The 18,086-nt window shown below is 70.8% G+C and carries 19 protein-coding genes; 13 read left to right on the forward strand and 6 right to left on the reverse strand.

Features of this window, described 5'->3' with window-relative positions; genetic code table 11:
• Nucleotides 1-24: 24 nt before the first annotated feature.
• From QSJ33_RS09165 to QSJ33_RS09175, 3 genes are read left to right on the forward strand one after another with little or no spacing between them, the layout of a single operon-like run.
• Nucleotides 25-843: a prolipoprotein diacylglyceryl transferase gene (locus QSJ33_RS09165; protein ID WP_285724826.1), complete on the forward strand. Its 819-nt coding sequence runs from the start codon at nucleotides 25-27 to the stop codon at nucleotides 841-843.
• Complete coding sequence (locus QSJ33_RS09170) at nucleotides 840-1,826, forward strand: RluA family pseudouridine synthase (RefSeq protein WP_285724828.1); 987 nt, start codon at nucleotides 840-842, stop codon at nucleotides 1,824-1,826. Before QSJ33_RS09165 ends, QSJ33_RS09170 begins: the two co-directional genes overlap by 4 nt.
• A 46-nt stretch (nucleotides 1,827-1,872) precedes the next feature.
• Nucleotides 1,873-2,340: a rhodanese-like domain-containing protein gene (locus tag QSJ33_RS09175; RefSeq protein WP_285724830.1), complete on the forward strand. Its 468-nt coding sequence runs from the start codon at nucleotides 1,873-1,875 to the stop codon at nucleotides 2,338-2,340.
• Nucleotides 2,341-2,343: 3 nt separating this feature from the next.
• On the opposite strand, the gene QSJ33_RS09180 is transcribed toward QSJ33_RS09175, so the two are convergent.
• From QSJ33_RS09180 to ybaK, 4 genes are all read right to left on the reverse strand, one after another.
• Nucleotides 2,344-2,907, reverse strand: a complete 564-nt coding sequence (locus tag QSJ33_RS09180; RefSeq protein WP_285724832.1) for a hypothetical protein — start codon at nucleotides 2,905-2,907, stop codon at nucleotides 2,344-2,346.
• A complete protein-coding gene (locus tag QSJ33_RS09185; RefSeq protein WP_285724834.1) occupies nucleotides 2,904-4,148 on the reverse strand; it encodes an AmpG family muropeptide MFS transporter in 1,245 nt (414 codons plus the stop codon). The genes QSJ33_RS09180 and QSJ33_RS09185 overlap by 4 nt, the downstream gene beginning before the upstream one ends.
• A gap of 153 nt (nucleotides 4,149-4,301) precedes the next feature.
• Nucleotides 4,302-6,233, reverse strand: a complete 1,932-nt coding sequence (gene acs / locus QSJ33_RS09190) for an acetate--CoA ligase (protein WP_285724836.1) — start codon at nucleotides 6,231-6,233, stop codon at nucleotides 4,302-4,304.
• Nucleotides 6,234-6,386: 153 nt separating this feature from the next.
• The gene (ybaK, locus tag QSJ33_RS09195; protein ID WP_285724838.1) at nucleotides 6,387-6,866 is read right to left on the reverse strand and encodes a Cys-tRNA(Pro) deacylase; all 480 of its coding nucleotides are present in this window, start codon (nucleotides 6,864-6,866) and stop codon (nucleotides 6,387-6,389) included.
• Between the two features lie 33 nt (nucleotides 6,867-6,899).
• On the opposite strand from ybaK, the gene QSJ33_RS09200 reads away from it, so the two are divergent.
• The 4 genes from QSJ33_RS09200 to QSJ33_RS09215 are packed head-to-tail and all read left to right on the forward strand — an operon-like array spanning nucleotide 6,900 to nucleotide 9,123.
• Nucleotides 6,900-7,604 (forward strand): NAD(P)H-binding protein, encoded by a 705-nt coding sequence (locus QSJ33_RS09200; RefSeq protein ID WP_285724840.1) that lies wholly within the window; start codon nucleotides 6,900-6,902, stop codon nucleotides 7,602-7,604.
• A complete protein-coding gene (locus QSJ33_RS09205) occupies nucleotides 7,601-8,266 on the forward strand; it encodes an SDR family NAD(P)-dependent oxidoreductase (RefSeq protein ID WP_285724842.1) in 666 nt (221 codons plus the stop codon). The genes QSJ33_RS09200 and QSJ33_RS09205 overlap by 4 nt, the downstream gene beginning before the upstream one ends.
• Nucleotides 8,267-8,288: 22 nt before the next feature.
• Nucleotides 8,289-8,624 carry a cupin domain-containing protein gene (locus tag QSJ33_RS09210; protein WP_285724845.1) on the forward strand — a complete coding sequence of 112 codons (336 nt, stop codon included), beginning with the start codon at nucleotides 8,289-8,291 and terminating at the stop codon, nucleotides 8,622-8,624.
• Nucleotide 8,625: 1 nt separating this feature from the next.
• Nucleotides 8,626-9,123 (forward strand): hemerythrin domain-containing protein, encoded by a 498-nt coding sequence (locus tag QSJ33_RS09215; protein ID WP_285724848.1) that lies wholly within the window; start codon nucleotides 8,626-8,628, stop codon nucleotides 9,121-9,123.
• Nucleotides 9,124-9,126: 3 nt separating this feature from the next.
• Here the strand turns inward: QSJ33_RS09215 and QSJ33_RS09220 are convergent, their stop codons facing one another.
• Entirely contained in the window at nucleotides 9,127-9,915 is a 789-nt protein-coding gene (locus tag QSJ33_RS09220; protein WP_285724850.1) for an arylamine N-acetyltransferase family protein, read from the reverse strand.
• Nucleotides 9,912-10,400, reverse strand: a complete 489-nt coding sequence (locus tag QSJ33_RS09225; protein WP_285724852.1) for a DinB family protein — start codon at nucleotides 10,398-10,400, stop codon at nucleotides 9,912-9,914. The genes QSJ33_RS09220 and QSJ33_RS09225 overlap by 4 nt, the downstream gene beginning before the upstream one ends.
• 97 nt (nucleotides 10,401-10,497) lie before the next feature.
• Between QSJ33_RS09225 and ggt the strand changes: the two genes are divergently transcribed.
• From ggt to accC, 6 genes are all read left to right on the forward strand, one after another.
• On the forward strand, nucleotides 10,498-12,195 hold the full coding sequence (ggt, locus tag QSJ33_RS09230) for a gamma-glutamyltransferase (protein ID WP_285724854.1): 1,698 nt from the start codon (nucleotides 10,498-10,500) through the stop codon (nucleotides 12,193-12,195).
• A 144-nt stretch (nucleotides 12,196-12,339) separates the two neighbouring features.
• Nucleotides 12,340-14,916 carry a bifunctional aconitate hydratase 2/2-methylisocitrate dehydratase gene (gene acnB, locus QSJ33_RS09235; RefSeq protein WP_285724857.1) on the forward strand — a complete coding sequence of 859 codons (2,577 nt, stop codon included), beginning with the start codon at nucleotides 12,340-12,342 and terminating at the stop codon, nucleotides 14,914-14,916.
• Nucleotides 14,917-15,046: 130 nt separating this feature from the next.
• Nucleotides 15,047-15,532: a 6,7-dimethyl-8-ribityllumazine synthase gene (gene ribH / locus QSJ33_RS09240; protein ID WP_285724859.1), complete on the forward strand. Its 486-nt coding sequence runs from the start codon at nucleotides 15,047-15,049 to the stop codon at nucleotides 15,530-15,532.
• Nucleotides 15,533-16,000: a transcription antitermination factor NusB gene (nusB, locus tag QSJ33_RS09245; RefSeq protein WP_285724860.1), complete on the forward strand. Its 468-nt coding sequence runs from the start codon at nucleotides 15,533-15,535 to the stop codon at nucleotides 15,998-16,000.
• Nucleotides 16,001-16,069: 69 nt separating this feature from the next.
• Complete coding sequence (gene accB, locus QSJ33_RS09250; protein ID WP_285724862.1) at nucleotides 16,070-16,621, forward strand: acetyl-CoA carboxylase biotin carboxyl carrier protein; 552 nt, start codon at nucleotides 16,070-16,072, stop codon at nucleotides 16,619-16,621.
• Between the two features lie 3 nt (nucleotides 16,622-16,624).
• Entirely contained in the window at nucleotides 16,625-18,058 is a 1,434-nt protein-coding gene (gene accC, locus QSJ33_RS09255; RefSeq protein ID WP_285724864.1) for an acetyl-CoA carboxylase biotin carboxylase subunit, read from the forward strand.
• Nucleotides 18,059-18,086: the final 28 nt, after the last annotated feature.

Below are 18,086 nucleotides of genomic sequence, written 5' to 3' on the forward strand. Positions count from 1 at the left end.
CCACCCTCCCGCCCCGGATTTTCGATGCATCCCGTCCTCTTCCAGATCGGCAGCTTCCCCATCGGCACCTACGGCCTCCTCCTGGCCCTGGCCTTCTTCGCGGGCAGGGCCCTGGCCCAGCGGCAGGGGAAGCTCGACAACCTGGTGCCCGCGGCCATCACGGACCTGGCCATCGCCGTCCTCGTGGCGGCCATCGTGGGCTCCAAGCTCCTGATGATCATCGTGGGGCTCTTCACCCCCGCGGGTCAGGAAGGCGCCATGGCCTTCCGGGACATCTTCACCCTCTCCACCCTGCGGGCCGGAGGCGCCATCCATGGCGGCATCATCGCCGCCACCCTGGTGTTCTTCTGGAAGCTCCGGAAGGGCCAGGGCCTGCCCCTGCGGATCACGGGCGACGCCCTGGTGCCCGGCGTGGCCCTGGGCCAGGCCATCGGCCGCCTGGGCTGCTTCTCCGCCGGCTGCTGCTACGGCACGGAGACCCACGTGCCCTGGTCGGTGACCTTCACCAACCCCGTGGCCCAGGCCTTCAGCGGCACGCCCCTGGACATCCCCCTGCACCCGGTGCAGCTCTACAACAGCCTGGCGAACCTGACCGTCATGGCCGTCCTGCTGATCGCGCGCAAGCGCCGCGGCTTCGAGGGCCAGATCTTCGCCCTCTACTTCCTGGTGGAGGGCCTGGGCCGCATCGTCACCGAGACCTGGCGCGGCGACGGGGACCGCGGCACCGGCTGGCTGGGCTGGTCCTGGCTGAGCACCGGCCGGGCCACGGGCCTGGGCTTCATGATGCTGGGCCTGGGCCTCTGGCTGGCCTGGAGCCGCCGGCGGCCCGCGGCGGCGCGATGAGCCGGATCAGCGTCGAGGCCGACGCCCCCCGGCTGGACCGGTTCCTGGCCGACCGCCATCCCGAGGTCCCGCGGGCCCGCTGGGATGCCCACATCCGCACCGGGAGCGTCTCCGTGAACGGACAGCCGGTGTCCAAGGGCGGCGTGCGCCTCCGGGCCGGGGATGTGATCGAGACGGAGCTGCCCACGCCGCCCCCGCCCGCCGCCCACCTGGCCCCCGAAGCCATCGACCTCCCGACGCTCTACGAGGACGGCCTGCTCTGGATCGTGGACAAGCCCGCGGGCATGGTCGTCCACCCCGGGCCGGGGCACCCCGGCGGCACCGTGGTGAACGCCCTCCTGCACCGGCTGAAGGCACCCGCCACCGCCCCGGAGGACCCCGACGAACCGGAAGAGGACGCGGAGGAGCTTGCCACGGGCTGGCCGGGCCTCGTGCACCGGCTGGACCGCTACACCACCGGCTGCCTCTGCCTCGCCAAGACCCAGGAGGCCCAGCGCGCCATCCAGGCCCAGTTCAAGGCCCGCACGGTGGAGAAGCGGTACCTCGCCCTGGTCCGCCACTCCCCCAAGCTGCCCCAGCTGGGCTCGCTGCTCATCGACGCCCCCATCGCCCGCCACAAGCAGGACCGGCTGCGCATGGTGGTGGCTGAGGGCGGGCGGCCGGCGCAGACGCGCATCCGGGTGCTGGCCCGCACCACCAGCGCCGCCCTGGTGGAATGCGAGCTGCTCACCGGGCGCACCCACCAGATCCGGGTCCACCTGGCCTCGCTGCGGGCGCCGTTGATGGGCGACCCCCTCTATGGCGGACCCTCCCGCTGGCTCGGCGTCGACGGCCAGGCCCTGGCCCTGCCCCACCCGGTCCTCCACGCCTGGAAGCTCGCGGTGGACCACCCGGACTCCAGGGCCCGCATCGAGGCCGAGGCCCCCATCCCCGGGACCTTCCGCGCCCTGGCCGAGGCCCTGGGCCTCACCCTGGCCCCTTGAACCCCGCGCGGGTCGGGCGCATCATCCGGGAGACCCCGAGCCGCCCATGCCCTTTCTTCTGCAGGATCCCCCTCCTGGCTGGAGCCAATGGATCCAGGCCCACCCCCAGGTGCCGAGCCTGGTCTTCGCGGGCCTCTGCCTGCTGATCCTGGCCGGGGTCGGGTTCCCGCGCTTCCGGTCCTGGCAGCGGGGCCGCCACCGCCCGGTGCTCGATCCCCTCCAGCTGGAGGAGCTGCTCCTCGGCACAGGGGCCCTGGTGCTGGACCTGCGGGAACCCGAGGCCTTCCAGCGGGGCCACATCCGCGGCGCCATGAACCTCACCCTGGACCAGCTCGCCGCCCGCTTCCGCACCCCCGATCCCGCGGCCCAGCGGGCCCTCGTGCTGGTCGACGACACGGACGAAGTGTCCCACCGGGCCTACGCCCTGCTGCGGGAGCGGGGGTTCGACTGGCTCTACGTCCTCAAGGGCGGCATGCGCGCCTGGCGGGCGCGGAGCCGGCCCCTGGCGAAATAGGCCCTACGGCTTCGGGGGCGGCACCGCGGCCGCGCTCTCGAAGGCGAGGTGCGTGATCCACCAGCGCTTGCCGTCCCAGGCGCACTGGAGGGCGTTCACGCCGGTGAACGCAACCGGTCCCCCGGCCGTGCGGCGGATGGCGTAGGGCGTCCAGACCTGGGCCAGGCCCTGCCAACGCTTCACCACCGGGGCGGCCGCGGCCTGCTCGAAGAAGCCCGTCTCCCACTGGGGCACCGCGAAGGCCAGGAAGGGCTCCAGCTCGATCACCCGGAGGAAGGCCCCCTTCTCGGGATGGTTCCCCGCCACCTCCACGCGGGCCGTGGCATGGAAGAGCGCCCGGATCTTCGCCAGGTCGCGCTTCTGCCCCGCCGGACCGGAGATGAAGGCATAGAGGGCATTCACCAGGGCCTCGGGCGAAGCCGCCTCCCCGGCCGCGAGCTCCGCCCGCAGCGGCGGGACGGGGGCGGCCGGCGGGGCCGGCTGGAGAGGCTGCGGCTTCCCCTGCGCGGACAGGAGGGCCGCCGGGGCGAGGGCCAGGGCGGCCAGCCGGACAGGACGTCGGATCATGGAGCCTCCGGATCGGGGATGCGCCAGCGGTCCCAGCGCAGCAGGAGCAGCAGGCCGGGAATGGCGATGACGGCGCAGAAGAGGAAGTAGCCGGACCAGCCCAGGCGCTTCGCCAGCTCCCCCATGGGCGCGGCCAGGAAGCCGCGGGACAGGGCCATGAGGCTGGTGAGCAGGGCGTACTGGGTGCCCGTGAAGCGCTTGTCGCACTGGCCCATGAGGAAGGCGGCGAAGGCCGCGCCGCCCATGCCGAAGGCCAGGTTCTCCAGGGCCAGGGCGCCCACCAGCATGCCGAGGCTCGGCCCCACCCGCGACAGGGCCCAGAAGGCCAGGATGGAGCCCGCCTGGACGAAGCCGAAGATCCACAGGGCCCGGCGCAGGCTCAGCCTCAGCAGGAGGGCCCCGCCCACCAGCCCCCCCACGATGATGAAGGTGATGCCCACGGTCTTGGTGGTGGCGCCGATCACCGTGAGGCTGAAGCCCATGCCCCGGATGAGAAAGGGCACGGTCATGGAATCCGCGAGCTGGTCCCCGATCTTGTAGAGGACGCAGAAGGCCAGGATCTCCCCGAAGCCCGGCCGGGAGAAGAAGTCGCGGAGGGGTTCCACCAGCGCCGCCCGGAGGGTCCGGGGCGGCCGAGCCACGGCATCCGTGGATTCCGCCAGCAGCGTTCCCGCCGCCGAGGCCGCCATCAGCGCCGCCATGGCCAGGTAGGTGGCCCGCCAGCCCAGACGGTCCGCCAGGATGAGCGCCCCGGCCCCGCTCACGAGCATGGCCAGGCGGTAGGCCCCGATGTGGATGGAGTTGCCCAGCCCCAGGTAGGCCGGCGGCAGCACCTCCGCCCGCCAGGCGTCCGTGGCGATGTCCTGGCTGGCGCTGGCGAAGGCCACGGCCACCGCCAGCAGGGCCACGCGGAGGAGGGAGATGCGCGGGTCGGAGAGGGCGAGGATCGCCAGACAGGCCGCCAGGGCCCCCTGGGCCAGCAGGAGCCAGCCCCGGCGTCGCCCCAGCAGGGGCGGCACGTAGCGGTCCAGCACCGGCGCCCACAGGAACTTCAGGGAATAGGGGAGGGTCACCAGCGAGAAGATGCCGATGGTCCGCAGGTCCAGCCCCTCCTCCGTCATCCACGCCTTCAGCGTCGAGCCCGTCAGGTACAGGGGCAGCCCCGAGGCGAAGCCGAGCAGGACCAGGGCGGACAGGCGGCGGGGAGGCATCCGGAGATGGTAGCGGGAACGGGCCGCCAAGCCCCCTGCCTAGCCGTGGCGGGCGCGGGGTCCGGGGGGAGGCTCCACGTCCGCGAACCTCCGGCGAGCGGGAGCGACGCATCACGTGGAGGCGCGCAGCGCGACCCTAGATCCTCGCCACGCCTGCGTGGCGAGGGGAACCCCCGGAGAATATCAATCCGCCAGGGTGCTCAGGTCCCCCGGATCCTGCCCCAGGGCCTCGGCCTTGAGGGCGCGGCGGACGATCTTCCCCGACCGGGTCTTGGGCAGGCTTGCGCGGATCTCGATGTCGCTGGGCATGGCGATGCCGCCCAGGTCCTCGCGGACGTGGTCCTTGAGGCTGGCGATGAGGCCCGGCCCCGTGGCGACACCGGGCCGCACCACCACGAAGGCCTTGATGGTCTCGCCCTTGATGGGATCGGGGATGCCCACCACGGCGCTCTCGGCCACGGCGGGATGCCGGATGAGGGAGCCCTCCACGTCGGCGGTGCCGATGCGGTGGCCGGCCACGTTCAGCACGTCGTCGGCCCGGCCCAGCACGGCCACGTAGCCGTCGGCGTCCTTCACGGCCACGTCGCCGGCGCTGTAGCAGCCGGGGATGTCACGCCAGTAGTCCTCGTAGCGCTTCGGGTCGTTCCAGACGGTGCGGAGCATGTAGGGCAGCGGGAACTTGATGACCAGCAGGCCGCCCTGGCCGTCGGGGACCGGCGTGCCATCCCGGTTCACCACGGCGAGGCGGACGCCGGGCATGGGCTTGCCGGCTTTGCCCGGCCGCGCCTCGAAGGTGGGCAAGGTGCCGATCACGGGTCCCGCGATCTCCGTCTGCCACCAGTTGTCCACCACCATGCCGTTGCCCTGGCCCACGAGGTGCTGCTGGGCCCAGCGATGGGCCTCGGGGTTCAGGGGCTCCCCGGCGCAGGCCATCAGGCGCAGCTTCGAGAGGTCGAACTTCCCCGGCGCCTCGGCCCCGTGGCTCATCCACATGCGCACGGCCGTGGGCGCCGTGAACATGACGTTCACCCCGAACCGCTCGCAGATCTCCCAGGTCACGTCCGGGCTTGGGTAGTCCGGCGCGCCTTCCCGGCAGAGCACCGTGGCGCCGATGCTGAGGGGCCCGTAGACGATGAAGCTGTGGCCCACGATCCAGCCGATGTCCGAGGTGCTCCAGTAGATGTCCCGCTCCTGGATCTGGAAGAAGGCCTTGGCCAGGTAGTTCACGCCCACCAGGTAGCCGCCGGTGGCATGGACCACGCCCTTGGGCTTCCCGGTGGTGCCGCTGGTGTAGAGGATGAAGAGCGGGTGCTCGGCGTCCACCATCTCGGGCTCGCAGTGGATCTCCCGGCCCCGCTGGATGTCGTAGAAGTCCTTCTCGCGCTCGCTGGCGAACGTCACGGGCGCATCGCCGGGCCGGGAGCCGCGGCGGTGGACGATCACGTGGTCCACGAAGGCCAGGTCCCGCACGGCCTCGTCCACGATGGGCTTCAGGGCCGTGGCCTTGCCGCGGCGGTAGGTGAAGTCGGAGCACACCACCACCTTGGCCCCGGCATCCTCGATGCGGGACTTGAGGGCCTGCACGCCCATGCCGGCGTACACCACGCTGTGGATGGCGCCGATGCGGGCGCAGGCCAGCATGGAGATGATGCCCTCCGGGGTGAGCGGCATGTAGAGGATGACCCGGTCGCCCGCGCGGACACCCAGGCGCTTGAGGGTGTTCGCGAAGCGGTTCATCTCGCGGTAGAGCCGGTTGTAGGTGTAGGTCCGCTCCTCGCCGTCCTCGCCCACCCAGATGACGGCCGCCTTGTTCCGGCGATCGCTGTGCACGTGGCGGTCGATGCAGCTCACCGTGGCGTTCAGCTTCCCGCCCAGGAACCAGGCGTGGTTCGGCGCCTCGAAGCGCAGCGTCTCCGTCCAGGGGGCATGCCAGTCCAGGGCCTTCGCCTTCTCGGACCAGAAGGCCGCGGGGTCCTCCTCCGCCAGGGCCCGCTCCACCTCGTAGTTGATCGCCGCCTGCTTGGCCAGCCAGCCCCGCATGGGGATCGCCGCCTCGCCCTTCTGGAGGGCCTGGATGGTGGCCTGCTGGGTGATGCTGATGTCCACATCGCTCATGGAGGGCTCCGAGAACGGGGTGCGGTGGATGGGCTGGGTAGGTTGGGAGGGAAGGTAGCACAGGCCCAACCCTGAGGCGCGGAACGATGACCGTCGTCACAGGCACCTCCCCTCCCGGAGAGTCCCAATCTCGAAGCTGGAACCGGCCCGTGCCTACGCGAGGGCCACGGACACCCGGTTCACCTCGAGCACGCGGTCCAGGTCCTTCGGGTCCAGCCCCACGAGGAAGCCCCGGCTGCCGCCGTTGAGGTAGAGGCGGTCCAGGTCGAAGATCGTGGCCTCGGCATGGACCGGCATGGCCTTCCGGGTGCCCAGGGGACTGGTGCCGCCCACGAGGTAGCCGCTGTGCCGGTTGGCCACCTCCGGCCGGCAGGGCTGGACAGATTTCGCACCCACCTGCCGCGCCAGCTCCTTCGTGCTGACCTCCCGGTCCCCGTGCATGAGGATGATCAGCGGCGCGCCGGTCTCGTCCTCCATCACCAGGGTCTTGATGACGGCGTGCTCGTCCACGCCCAGCTCCCGGGCGCTCACGCGGGTGCCGCCGTGGTCCTCGTACCGATAGAGATGTTCGGTGTAGGCGATCCCCGCCTGCTTCAGCAGCCGCGTGGCGTTCGTGCTGGGTGCCTTGGCCATGTCCGTCCCGCCCTTCCGTGGCAGCATGGTGCCATGGTGCGGGACGTGGTGGTGGCGGGCGGGACCGGCGAGGTGGGCCGGCGGCTCCTGGCCCGGCTGGCGGCGCGCCCCGACCTCCAGGTGCGGGCGCTGGTGCGGCGCCCCGGCCTCCCGGTCTCCGCCCCGAACCTGCGGGAGGAGATCCTCGACTTCGAGGACGAGGGGGCCTGCGCCCGGGCCCTGGCCGGTCCCTGCGACCTGCTCCTCATCGCCCTGGGCACCACCCGCGCCAGGGCCGGCAGCGATGAGGCCTTCCTGCAGGTGGACCGGGACCTCCCCCTCCGCCTGATCCGGGGCCTGGCCGCCGCGCACCCGGAGGCCCGCGTCGGCCTCGTGAGCAGCGTCGGCGCGGACCGTCCCCGGGGCCTCTACCTGACGGCCAAGGCCGAGGTGGAGGCCGGCCTGGCCGCCAGCGGGCTCGCCCACGTGATCGCCCGGCCCTCGTTCCTCGTGAGCGACCGGGCGGAATTCCGGCTGGGCGAGGTCCTGGTGCTGCGCCTCCTCGCCCCGCCCTGGCTGGCCCTGGGGCGGGGGCTCTTCGCGCGCCGCGCAGGCTGGTGGCGCTGGGCGCCGGTCCATGTCCGCGAGGTGGCGGACGCCCTGCTCACCGCCGCCCTGGCCCTGGCGCCCGGCCAGCATCGCATCCTCGAAGGACCCGACCTGCATCCGGGGCCCGTCGCCACCTGGGGGAAGCCATGAACGAACCTTCCGTTGCGCTCGTCACGGGCGCCAGCCGCGGCCTGGGCCGGGAGGTGGCCCTGCGCCTCCTGGCCCGGGGCTACACCGTGATCGCGGGGATGCGGAGCCCCGAGCCGCTCATGGACCTGGAGATCCTGACGCTCGACGTGGCCGACGAGGGTTCCGTCCGCGCCGCCGCGGAGGCCGTGCGGACGCGCCACGGCCGACTCGACGTCCTGGTGAACAACGCGGGTGTCCTGCTGGACGCCCACCTGGGAGTGCTGGAGGTGGACGGCGACACCTTCCGGCGCACGCTGGAGACCAACGTCCTCGGCGCCCTGCGGATGGCCCAGGCCTTCGCGCCGATGATGCCGCCGGGCGCCCGCATCGTGAACGTGAGCAGCGGGGGCGGCCAGCTCAGCGAGCCCTCCACCTGGGCCCCGGCCTACTGTGTCTCCAAGACGGCCCTCAACGCCGTCACCGTGCAGCTGGCCGAGGCCCTGAAATCCCGCGGCATCGCCGTGAACGCCGTCTGCCCGGGCTGGGTGCGCACGGACATGGGCGGGCCCGAGGCCCCCCGCAGCCTGGGCCAGGGCGCGGCCAGCATCCTGTGGGCCATCACCGAGGCCGGGCCTGAGGTCACCGGCGGCTTCTGGCGGGACGGCAAGCCGGTCGCCTGGTAGAGGGCTGGATTACCATGGGGCCATGCGGATCGACGCCCTCCGGGATCTCCCTGTCACGCCCCTCGGCCCGGGCACGGCCATCGAGAAGTGCCTGCTGGTCGGCCCGGGGGTCGTGCCGCACCTCCAGCAGTTCGTCCGGGCCACCTTCCAGCCGGGCCAGGTCGCCCCGGTCCACGCCCATGCGGATTGGACCGAGGTGTTCTACATCGAGTCCGGCGCAGGCACCCTGACCGTCGAAGGAACCTCCCATGCGCTCCGGCCCGGCGTGACCTTCCGCGTGGATCCGGGGGAGCACCACGAGATCACCAGCGCACCGGATTCCGAACTGGTGGTCGTCTACGTCTCCGTGAAGGCCTGAAATGGGATCTTCCGGGCCGGGTCCCGGGCCGTCCCCCCTCACGGCCCGCCTGGCGGCTGACCATGGCGAGATCGACGGCCTGATCCACCAGGCCACGGAGGCCTTCGGGCGTGGATCCCCGGGGGAGGCCCACGCGACGCTCGATCGCCTCTGGATGCGCCTCGCGGTCCACATCCGGGCCGAGCACAGGGTGCTGTTCCCCGCGCTCTCGGAGGTCCGCCCCGATCTGCGGGCCTCCCTCGGGCTGCTTCGGGCGGACCACGACGGTTTCATGGCCACCCTGGCGGGTGCGGTGAAGGCCCTGGAGGGCCTCCCCCAGGATCTGGAGAGCGCCCGCGCGGCCCTGGAAGCCGTCCGGAAGCGCCTGGCCCCCCATAACCGCCTCGAGGAGGAGCGGATCTACCCAGCGGCCGGAACGCTCCCGCCGGCCCTCCAGGTCGACCTCCTGGAGGCGGTGTCCCGGGAACTGGCGGCGCTCCCGGCCCGCTACACCCGTTGACGGTCAGCCCTCGAAGGCCCTGAAGCGCGCCCCCTCGGGGACGTCGAGGCCGAAGACCTCCCTCAGGGTGGGGATCACCTCGTCGGGGGCCAGCTCCCTGCCCTCCACGGCGTCTCCCCGGATCTCGGCGTAGGCCCGGTTGCGGAGGATGCGGCGCACGTCGGGACCGGGCAGCTGGGCCGTGAGGGTCCTCACGAACCGCGACTCCGGGTGGGTGCTGGTGTAGTGGTTGGCCATCTCGTAGTCCACGGCGAACCGTTCCTCGGGCAGGAAGGCGTAGAGGTCCTCCCAGGTCCCCAGCCGGAGGGACTGGAGCACCCGCAGCCCGCCCTCGTCCACCACCCGGTACGTGCTCTGGAACTGGGCATGGGCAAGGCCATCCAGGGGCACTGGATGGAGCAGGCCCTCCCCCCCGAAGCCCACGTCGGCGAGCCAGTGCAGGCCGGCCAGCCGGACCAGCAGCAGCATGTGGGTGCGGGGCAGCACCTCCAGCGTCCCGTACCGCACCCGGGCCTCGCAGGGCAGGACCTCGAAGCCGAGGGCCCGCAGCGCCGCCAGGAAGAGGGTGTTCTGCTCGAAGCAGTACCCCCCGCGCCGCCGCCTGACCAGCTTGTCCTGGAGCGAGGCGAGGTCGATCCGGATGGGCAGGCCCATCTGCACATCCAGGTTCTCGAAGGGGATGGTGGTGGCGTGGGCCAGGTGGAGGGCCTGCAGCGTGGCCAGGTCGGGGCGCGCCTCGCCCTGGAATCCGATGCGGCGGAAGTAGGTCTGCAGGTCAAGCCCGTCGCTCATGCCCTGCCCTCCCAGGCGGCGAGGTTCCGGCGGATCTGGGCCGTGTGGAGTTCCAGATGTGCGGCGTAGTTCCGGAGCCAGTCGTCGGTGCCGTAGGCCCCGCTCTGCGTGTGCCGGCCCAGGCGGCCCCAGGCCTCCTCGGGCACCCGGTCCAGCGTGGCGGAGGTGTGGGCCCGCACGGTCTCGATCAAACGCAGGGCCAGGTCAGGGTCCGCGGCGGCATAGTCGAACCGCCGGGCCCACTCGTTCTCGTCGTAGCCCACGATGAGCGGATCGCGCTCGGCCAGCAGGAGACGGATGCGGATGGCGGCGTAGGTCTCCGAATCCGCGCAGTGGACCACCACCTCCTGGGCGCTCCACCGCCCCTCGCTGGGACGCCAGGACCGGGCCGCCGCGGGCACCTCCAGCCAGGCCTGCCGGAGGAGGGCCGGCCCCGTGCGGTACCGTTCGAGAAGGGCGGTTCGGGCGGGGGCATCCAGGGACATGGGCTCTCCGCTTCCAGGATGGCCGGACGACGCGGAAAATAAAGCCTCATGTCACGAGGTCTTTGTGGTTGGATGGACCTCATCTTCCGGAGGTCCCATGCGCGTCCCGACGACTTGCCTCGCCCTGGCGCTCGTCCTCCTGCCCCTGCGGGCCGGTGACCGCGTGACCGGCCAGGCCTTCGCCACCCGCTCGGAGGTGGCAGCCCAGCACGGCATGGCCTGCACCAGCCAGCCCCTGGTCACCCAGATCGCCCTGGATGTGCTGAAACGCGGCGGCTCCGCCGTGGACGCGGCCATCGCGGCGGACGCGGCCCTGGGCCTCATGGAGCCCACGGGCTCGGGCATGGGCGGCGACCTCTTCGCCCTCGTGTGGGACGCCAAGACGAGGAAGCTCTACGGCCTGAACGCCAGCGGGCGCTCGCCGAAGGCCCTCACCCTCGCGCACTTCAAGGAGCTCGGCCTCACCCACATCCCGCCCCACGGTCCCCTGCCCGTCTCCGTCCCGGGCTGCGTGGACGGCTGGTTCGAGCTGCACGGGAAGTTCGGCAAGCTGCCCATGACGGAGGTGCTGGCCCCCGCCATCCGCTACGCCCGGGAGGGCTTCCCGGTGTCCGACCTCATCGCCTACTACTGGGACCGCAGCGTGCCCGCGTTGGGCAAGTACCCCGGCTTCCTGGAGACCTTCACGGTGGACGGCAAGCGCGGCCCCCGCAGCGGCGAGGTCTTCCGCAACCCCCGCCTCGCCAACACCCTGGAGATGGTGGCCAAAGGCGGCCGGGACGCCTTCTACCAGGGCGAGATCGCCCGAAAGATCGCCGCCTACATGAAGGCGCAGGGCGGGTTCCTGAGCTATGACGACCTGGCCGCCCACCACTCGGAGTGGGTGCAGCCCCTCTCTGTGAACTACCGCGGCTACGACGTCTGGGAGCTGCCCCCCAACGGCCAGGGCATCGCGGCCCTGCAGATGCTGAACATCCTCGAGGGCTACGACTTCTCGAAGATCCCCTTCGGCAGCCCGCGCCACGTCCATCTCTTCACCGAGGCCAAGAAGCTGGTCTTCGAGGACCGGGCGAAGTTCTACGCCGATCCCGCCTTCGCCAAGGTGCCCGTGGCCTGGCTGCTCTCCAAGGACTACGCCGCCCAGCGGCGGGCCCTCATCAACGAGACCCGCGCCTCCCGGCGGCTGGAGGCGGGCCATCCGCCCCTGAAGGAGGGCGACACCATCTACCTCACCACCGCCGATGGGCAGGGCAACATGGTGAGCCTCATCCAGAGCAACTACCGCGGCATGGGCAGCGGCATGACGCCCGGCGACCTGGGCTTCTGCCTCCAGGATCGCGGCGAGCTGTTCACGCTGGAGGAGGGCCAGGCCAATACCTACGCGCCGGGCAAGCGGCCCTTCCACACCATCATCCCGGCCTTCATCACCAAGGACGGCGAGCCCTTCCTCAGCTTCGGCGTCATGGGCGGCGAGTTCCAGCCCATCGGCCACGTGCAGATCGTCATGGACCTCGTCGACTTCCACATGGACGCCCAGGAGGCCGGGGACGCCCCGCGCATGAGCCACGACGGGTCCCCCGAGCCCACCGGCGAGAAGGGGAGGCTGCCCGGCACCATCCAGCTGGAGAGCGGCTTCCCCTACGAGACGGTGCGCGCCCTCATGGACATGGGCCATGGCGTGGGCTGGATGCTGGGCGGCTACGGCGGCTACCAGGGCATCCGCTGGGATCCGAAGCAGAAGGTCTACTTCGGCGCCAGCGAGAGCCGCAAGGACGGGCAGGCGGCGGGGTACTAGGCAAGCCGGACTCGCCACGCACCCCGAGGTTCCTGGCGACATCCCAGCCTGCTGCGGACTCCCAAAGCGGCTCTCTTTCCTGCCCCCGAGGGGTAGAATGGGGGTTCGGACCGCGCCGGGCGGCGCACTCTGGGGGAGATGACCGTGCTTCAAGCCTACCGTCAACACGTCGCCGAACGCGCCATCCAGGGCATTCCCGCCCTTCCCCTGACCGAGGCCCAGACCCACGAGCTGGTCGATCTCCTCATGGCTCCGCCCGCCGGCGAGGAGGCCTTCCTCCTGGAGCTCCTGGTCCACCGCGTCCCCGCGGGCGTGGATGACGCCGCCCGCGTGAAGGCCGGCTTCCTCGATGCCGTGGCCAAGGGCAAGGAGGCCTGCCCCCTGGTGAGCCGGGAGAAGGCCACGGAGCTGCTGGGCACCATGCTGGGCGGCTTCAACGTGAAACCCCTCATCGACCTGCTGGACGACGCCAAGGTCGGCGCCCTGGCCGCCGAGGGCCTGAAGAAGACCCTCCTCATCTTCGACGCCTTCGGGGATGTGAAGGCCAAGGCAGACAAGGGCAATGCCCACGCCAAGGCCGTGCTGCAGAGCTGGGCCGAGGCCGAGTGGTTCACCAGCCGGCCCGAGGTGCCCCAGAGCCTCACCGTCACCATCTTCAAGGTGTCCGGCGAGACCAACACGGATGACCTCTCCCCCGCGCCGGACGCCTGGAGCCGACCCGACATCCCGCTCCACGCCCTGGCCATGCTGAAGAACCCCCGCCCCGGCATCGAGCCCGACGAGCCCGGCAAGGTGGGCCCGCTCAAGCAGCTGGAGGCCCTCAAGGCCAAGGGCCACCTCATCGCCTACGTGGGCGACGTGGTGGGCACCGGCTCCAGCCGCAAGTCCGCCACCAACTCCGTGCTGTGGTTCACGGGCGAGGACATCCCCTTCGTGCCCAACAAGCGCTTCGGCGGCGTCTGCCTGGGCTCCAAGATCGCCCCCATCTTCTACAACACCATGGAGGACGCCGGCGCCCTGCCCATCGAGCTGGACGTCTCCAAGATGGAGATGGGCGACGTGGTGGAGCTGCGCCCCTACGAGGGCAAGGCCCTGAAGAACGGCCAGGTCGTCGCCGAGTTCAAGGTGAAGTCCGACGTGCTCTTCGACGAGGTCCGCGCCGGCGGCCGCATCCCCCTGATCATCGGCCGCGGCCTCACCGCCAAGGCCCGGCAGGCCCTGGGCCTGCCCGCCTCCACGGTCTTCCGCCTGCCCGCCGTCCCGAAGGACACCGGCAAGGGCTTCAGCCTGGCGCAGAAGATGGTGGGCCGCGCCTGCGGCGTGACGGGCATCCGCCCCGGCACCTACTGCGAGCCGAGGATGACCACCGTGGGCTCCCAGGACACCACGGGCCCCATGACCCGCGACGAGCTGAAGGACCTCGCCTGCCTCCAGTTCTCCGCCGACATGGTGATGCAGTCCTTCTGCCACACCGCGCCCTACCCGAAGCCGGTGGATGTGAAGACCCACCGCGAGCTGCCCCCCTTCATCACGAACCGCGGCGGCGTGTCCCTGAACCCCGGCGACGGCGTCATCCACAGCTGGCTGAACCGCCTGCTGCTGCCCGACACCGTGGGCACCGGCGGCGACTCTCACACCCGCTTCCCCATCGGCATCTCCTTCCCCGCGGGCTCGGGCCTGGTGGCCTTCGCGGCCGCCACGGGCGTCATGCCCCTGGACATGCCCGAGTCCGTGCTGGTGCGGTTCAAGGGTGAGCTGCAGCCCGGCGTCACGCTGCGGGATCTCGTGAACGCCATCCCCTACTACGCCATCCAGCAGGGCCTGCTGACCGTGGAGAAGAAGGGCAAGAAGAACGTCTTCAGCGGCCGCATCCTCGAGATCGAGGGGCTGCCGAAGCTGAAGGTGGAGCAGGCCTTCGAGCTCTCCGACGCCTCCGCCGAGCGCTCCGCCGCGGGCTGCACCGTGCGGCTCGACAAGGAGCCGATCATCGAATACATGACGTCGAACATCACGCTCATGAAGTGGATGATCGCCAACGGCTACGAGCACCGGGAGACGCTGGAGCGCCGCATCAAGGCCATGGAGGCCTGGATCGCGAAGCCCGAGCTGCTGGCGCCGGACGCCGACGCCGAGTACGCCGCCGTCATCGAGATCGACCTGGCGGACGTCAAGGAGCCCCTGGTGGCCTGCCCCAACGATCCCGACGACATCAAGAAGCTGTCGGACGTGGCCGGGGACAAGATCGACGAGGTGTTCATCGGCTCCTGCATGACGAACATCGGCCACTTCCGGGCCGCCGGGAAGCTGCTGGACGGCAAGACCGACGTGCCCACCCGCCTGTGGATCGCGCCCCCCACGAAGATGGACGCCTACGTCCTCACCCAGGAGGGCTACTACGGCATCCTGGGCCGCACCGGCGCCCGCATGGAGATGGCCGGCTGCTCGCTGTGCATGGGCAACCAGGCCCAGATCCGCAAGGGCAGCACGGCCATGTCCACCTCCACCCGCAACTTCCCCAACCGCCTGGGCATCGACACCCGGGTGTACCTCGGCTCCGCGGAGCTGGCCGCCATCTGCGCCCTGCTCGGCCGGATCCCCACCGTGGCGGAGTACATGGAGCAGATCGGCATCGTCGGCAAGAAGGCCGCCGACATCTACCGCTACATGAACTTCGACCAGATCCCCGACTTCCGGGAGGTTGCGGACACGGTGAAGCTCTAGCCCCACGCCCTTGACCGGGACCCCGGATCGCCTCGGCGGCCCGGGGTCCCGGCCTGCAGGCTGGGCCAGGCCCCTGACCTGTGGTATGCTCCTCAGTCCGAGCAAGCCAACCACCTTTCGGGGGGTTCCCATGGGGATCTTTGAGGGCCACATCCGCGTGCACGAGGGCGACCGCTTCGCGCTGGTGGCCTCGCGCTGGAACGACTTCATCGTGGAGCGCCTCGTCGAGGGCGCCAAGGACTGCATCCTCCGCCACGGCGGCCACGACGAGCAGATGGACCTCATCCGCGTCCCCGGCAGCTTCGAGCTGCCCCAGGCCGCCCAGCTGGCGGCCCGGAGCGGACGCTATGCAGGCGTGGTGGTGCTGGGCTCCGTCATCCGTGGCGGCACGCCCCACTTCGACATGATCGCCGCCGAGGTCACCAAGGGCTCCGCCCAGGTGGCCCTGGACACCAACGTGCCCCTCACCTTCGGCGTGCTCACCACGGATTCCGTGGAGCAGGCCATCGACCGCGCCGGCGCCAAGATGGGCAACAAGGGCTGGGAAGCCGCCCAGAGCCTCCTCGAGATGGTGGACCTGGGCCACGCCCTCAAGGGTTCGAAGGGACGTAAGTAGATGGGTGTCCGCCGACGGGGGCGCGAGTACGCGCTCCAGATGCTCTACGCCATGGACGTGACCGGCTACCAGCCGGACCAGGTCTTCGCGGGCTTCTACGCCATCCAGGACCTGAACCGCGATGCCTTCTACTACGCCCGGCGGCTGGTGGACGGCGTGCACGGCCACCTGGAGGAGATCGACACCGCCCTGGCCCGGTACGCCGAGCACTGGAAGATCCACCGCATGGCCGTGGTGGACCGGAACCTCCTCCGCCTGGGCCTCTACGAGCTCATGTTCGTGAAGGAGATCCCCTTCCCCATCGTCATCAACGAGGCGCTGGAGATCGTGAAGGAGTTCAGCGACCAGGAAGGCACGCAATTCCTGAATGGCATCCTCGATGCCGCGCGGAAAGAATTCCGGGCGGAAGAAACCGGCCCCCGAAGCCGCCGGAAGGCGGAAGTCCCCGAGCCTGACGAAGAATCCTGAGATCCCTGGCCCCAGGGGGTTTGCTATGCTCGTTCCCTTCCCCCGAACGGTCCGTACGCTGGAGTTTCCATGAGCACCTCCCGCAAGAAACCCGTCCCCGCCAAGAAGCCCGCGACCTCCCGACCCGCCGGTCCCCAGACCGTGGGGCTGGAGGAGATCAAGGCCCTCATCGCCCTCGTGGGCCGCGAGCCCTTCCAGGAGTTCGAGTTCGAGGCCGGGGACATGCGCTTCCGGATCCGCAAGGACGGTCCTGCCCCCGTCGTGTCCATGCAGGCCCCGGTGCTGATGGGCACCCCCGCTGTGCACCACCTGCCCGCGCCGTCGATGCCCTCCATGCCCGTGGCGCCCGCCGCCCCCGAGGTCCCCGCGGACGAGCCCGGCATCCACTACGTCACCAGCCCCATCGTCGGCACCTTCTACCGCGCCCCCAACCCGACGTCCGCGCCCTACGCCCAGCCCGGCGACTTCGTGAAGCCCGGCCAGACGCTCTGCATCATCGAGGCCATGAAGCTCATGAACGAGATCGAGAGCGATGTGGCCGGCGAGGTCGTCAAGGTCCTCGTGGAGAACGGCCAGCCCGTGGAATACGGCGAGCGCCTCTTCGCCGTGCGGATCGGGTAGGCCATGAGCGCCGCCATCAAGCGCAAGGGAACGCGGCCCGCCGCCGTCCCCGAGGGCGCCCCGCCCTTCAAGAAGGTGCTCATCGCCAACCGGGGCGAGATCGCCCTGCGGGTGATCCTCGCCTGCAAGGAGCTGGGCATCCAGACCGTGGCCGTCTATTCCGAGGCCGACCGGAACGCCCTCCACGTGCGGTTCGCCGACGAGGAGGTGTGCATCGGTCCGCCGCCCTCCTCCAAGTCCTACCTGAACATCCCCCAGGTCATCGCGGCGGCCGAGGTCACCGGCGCCGAGGCGATCCATCCCGGCTACGGGTTCCTCAGCGAGAACGCCCACTTCGTGGAAGTGTGCCTCGCCTGCGGCATCAACTTCATCGGGCCCAGCGCCGAGATCATCCGCAAGATGGGCAACAAGGCCCAGGCCAAGGCCACCATGCAGGCCGCGGGCGTCCCCCTCATGCCGGGCAGCGATGGCGTGGTCGAGACGGTGGAGGAGGCCCTGGTGGTCGCCGAGCAGATCGGCTACCCCGTCATCGTGAAGGCCAGCGCCGGCGGCGGCGGGCGCGGCATGCGCATCGTGAACTCCCCCGAGGAGCTGCCGGACCTCTACCACACCGCCCGCAGCGAGGCGAAGGGCGCCTTCGGCGACGACAGCGTCTACATGGAGAAGTACCTCCTGGAGCCCCGCCACATCGAGGTCCAGATCATGGGGGACCTCTTCGGCAACGTCGTCCACCTCGGCGAGCGCGAGTGCTCCATCCAGCGCCGCCACCAGAAGCTCATCGAGGAGAGCCCCAGCGCCGCCCTTGATCCCGACCTGCGCCGGCGCATCTGCGAAACCGCGGTACGGGCCGCCAAGGCCGTGGGCTACTACAATGCCGGCACCATCGAGTTCCTGCTCGACAGGCGCGGCGACTTCTTCTTCATGGAGATGAACACCCGCGTGCAGGTGGAGCATCCCGTGACCGAGCTGGTCACCGGCATCGACATCGTCAAGGAGCAGCTCCACATCGCCGCCGGGCGGAAGCTCAGCTTCACCCAGGAGCAGGTCGTCCAGAAGGGGCACGCCATCGAGTGCCGCATCAACGCCGAGGACCCTTTCAAGTTCACCCCCTGCCCCGGCCGCATCACCGCGCTGAACTTCCCCGGCGGCCCCGGCATCCGCGTGGACACGGCCATGCATCAGGACGCGGTCATCCCGCCCCACTACGATTCCATGGTGGCCAAGCTGATCGCCTACGGCGCGGACCGGAGCGAAGCCATCGCCCGCATGCGGCGGGCCCTGGACACGCTGGTGATCGAGGGCATCAAGACCACGGCGCCCCTGCACCGCCGCATCATGGACCACCCCGACTTCATCTCCGGCGCATTCTCCACCAAGTGGATGGAGGGGTTCATCGAGGAGATGAAGCAGGATCTGGCCGGCAACGAGGTGCGCTGACCCCCGGGGCCAGCGCCTCCCCGCCCTC

It is taken from the genome of Geothrix rubra, from assembly GCF_030268065.1.
Taxonomy (GTDB): domain Bacteria; phylum Acidobacteriota; class Holophagae; order Holophagales; family Holophagaceae; genus Geothrix; species Geothrix rubra.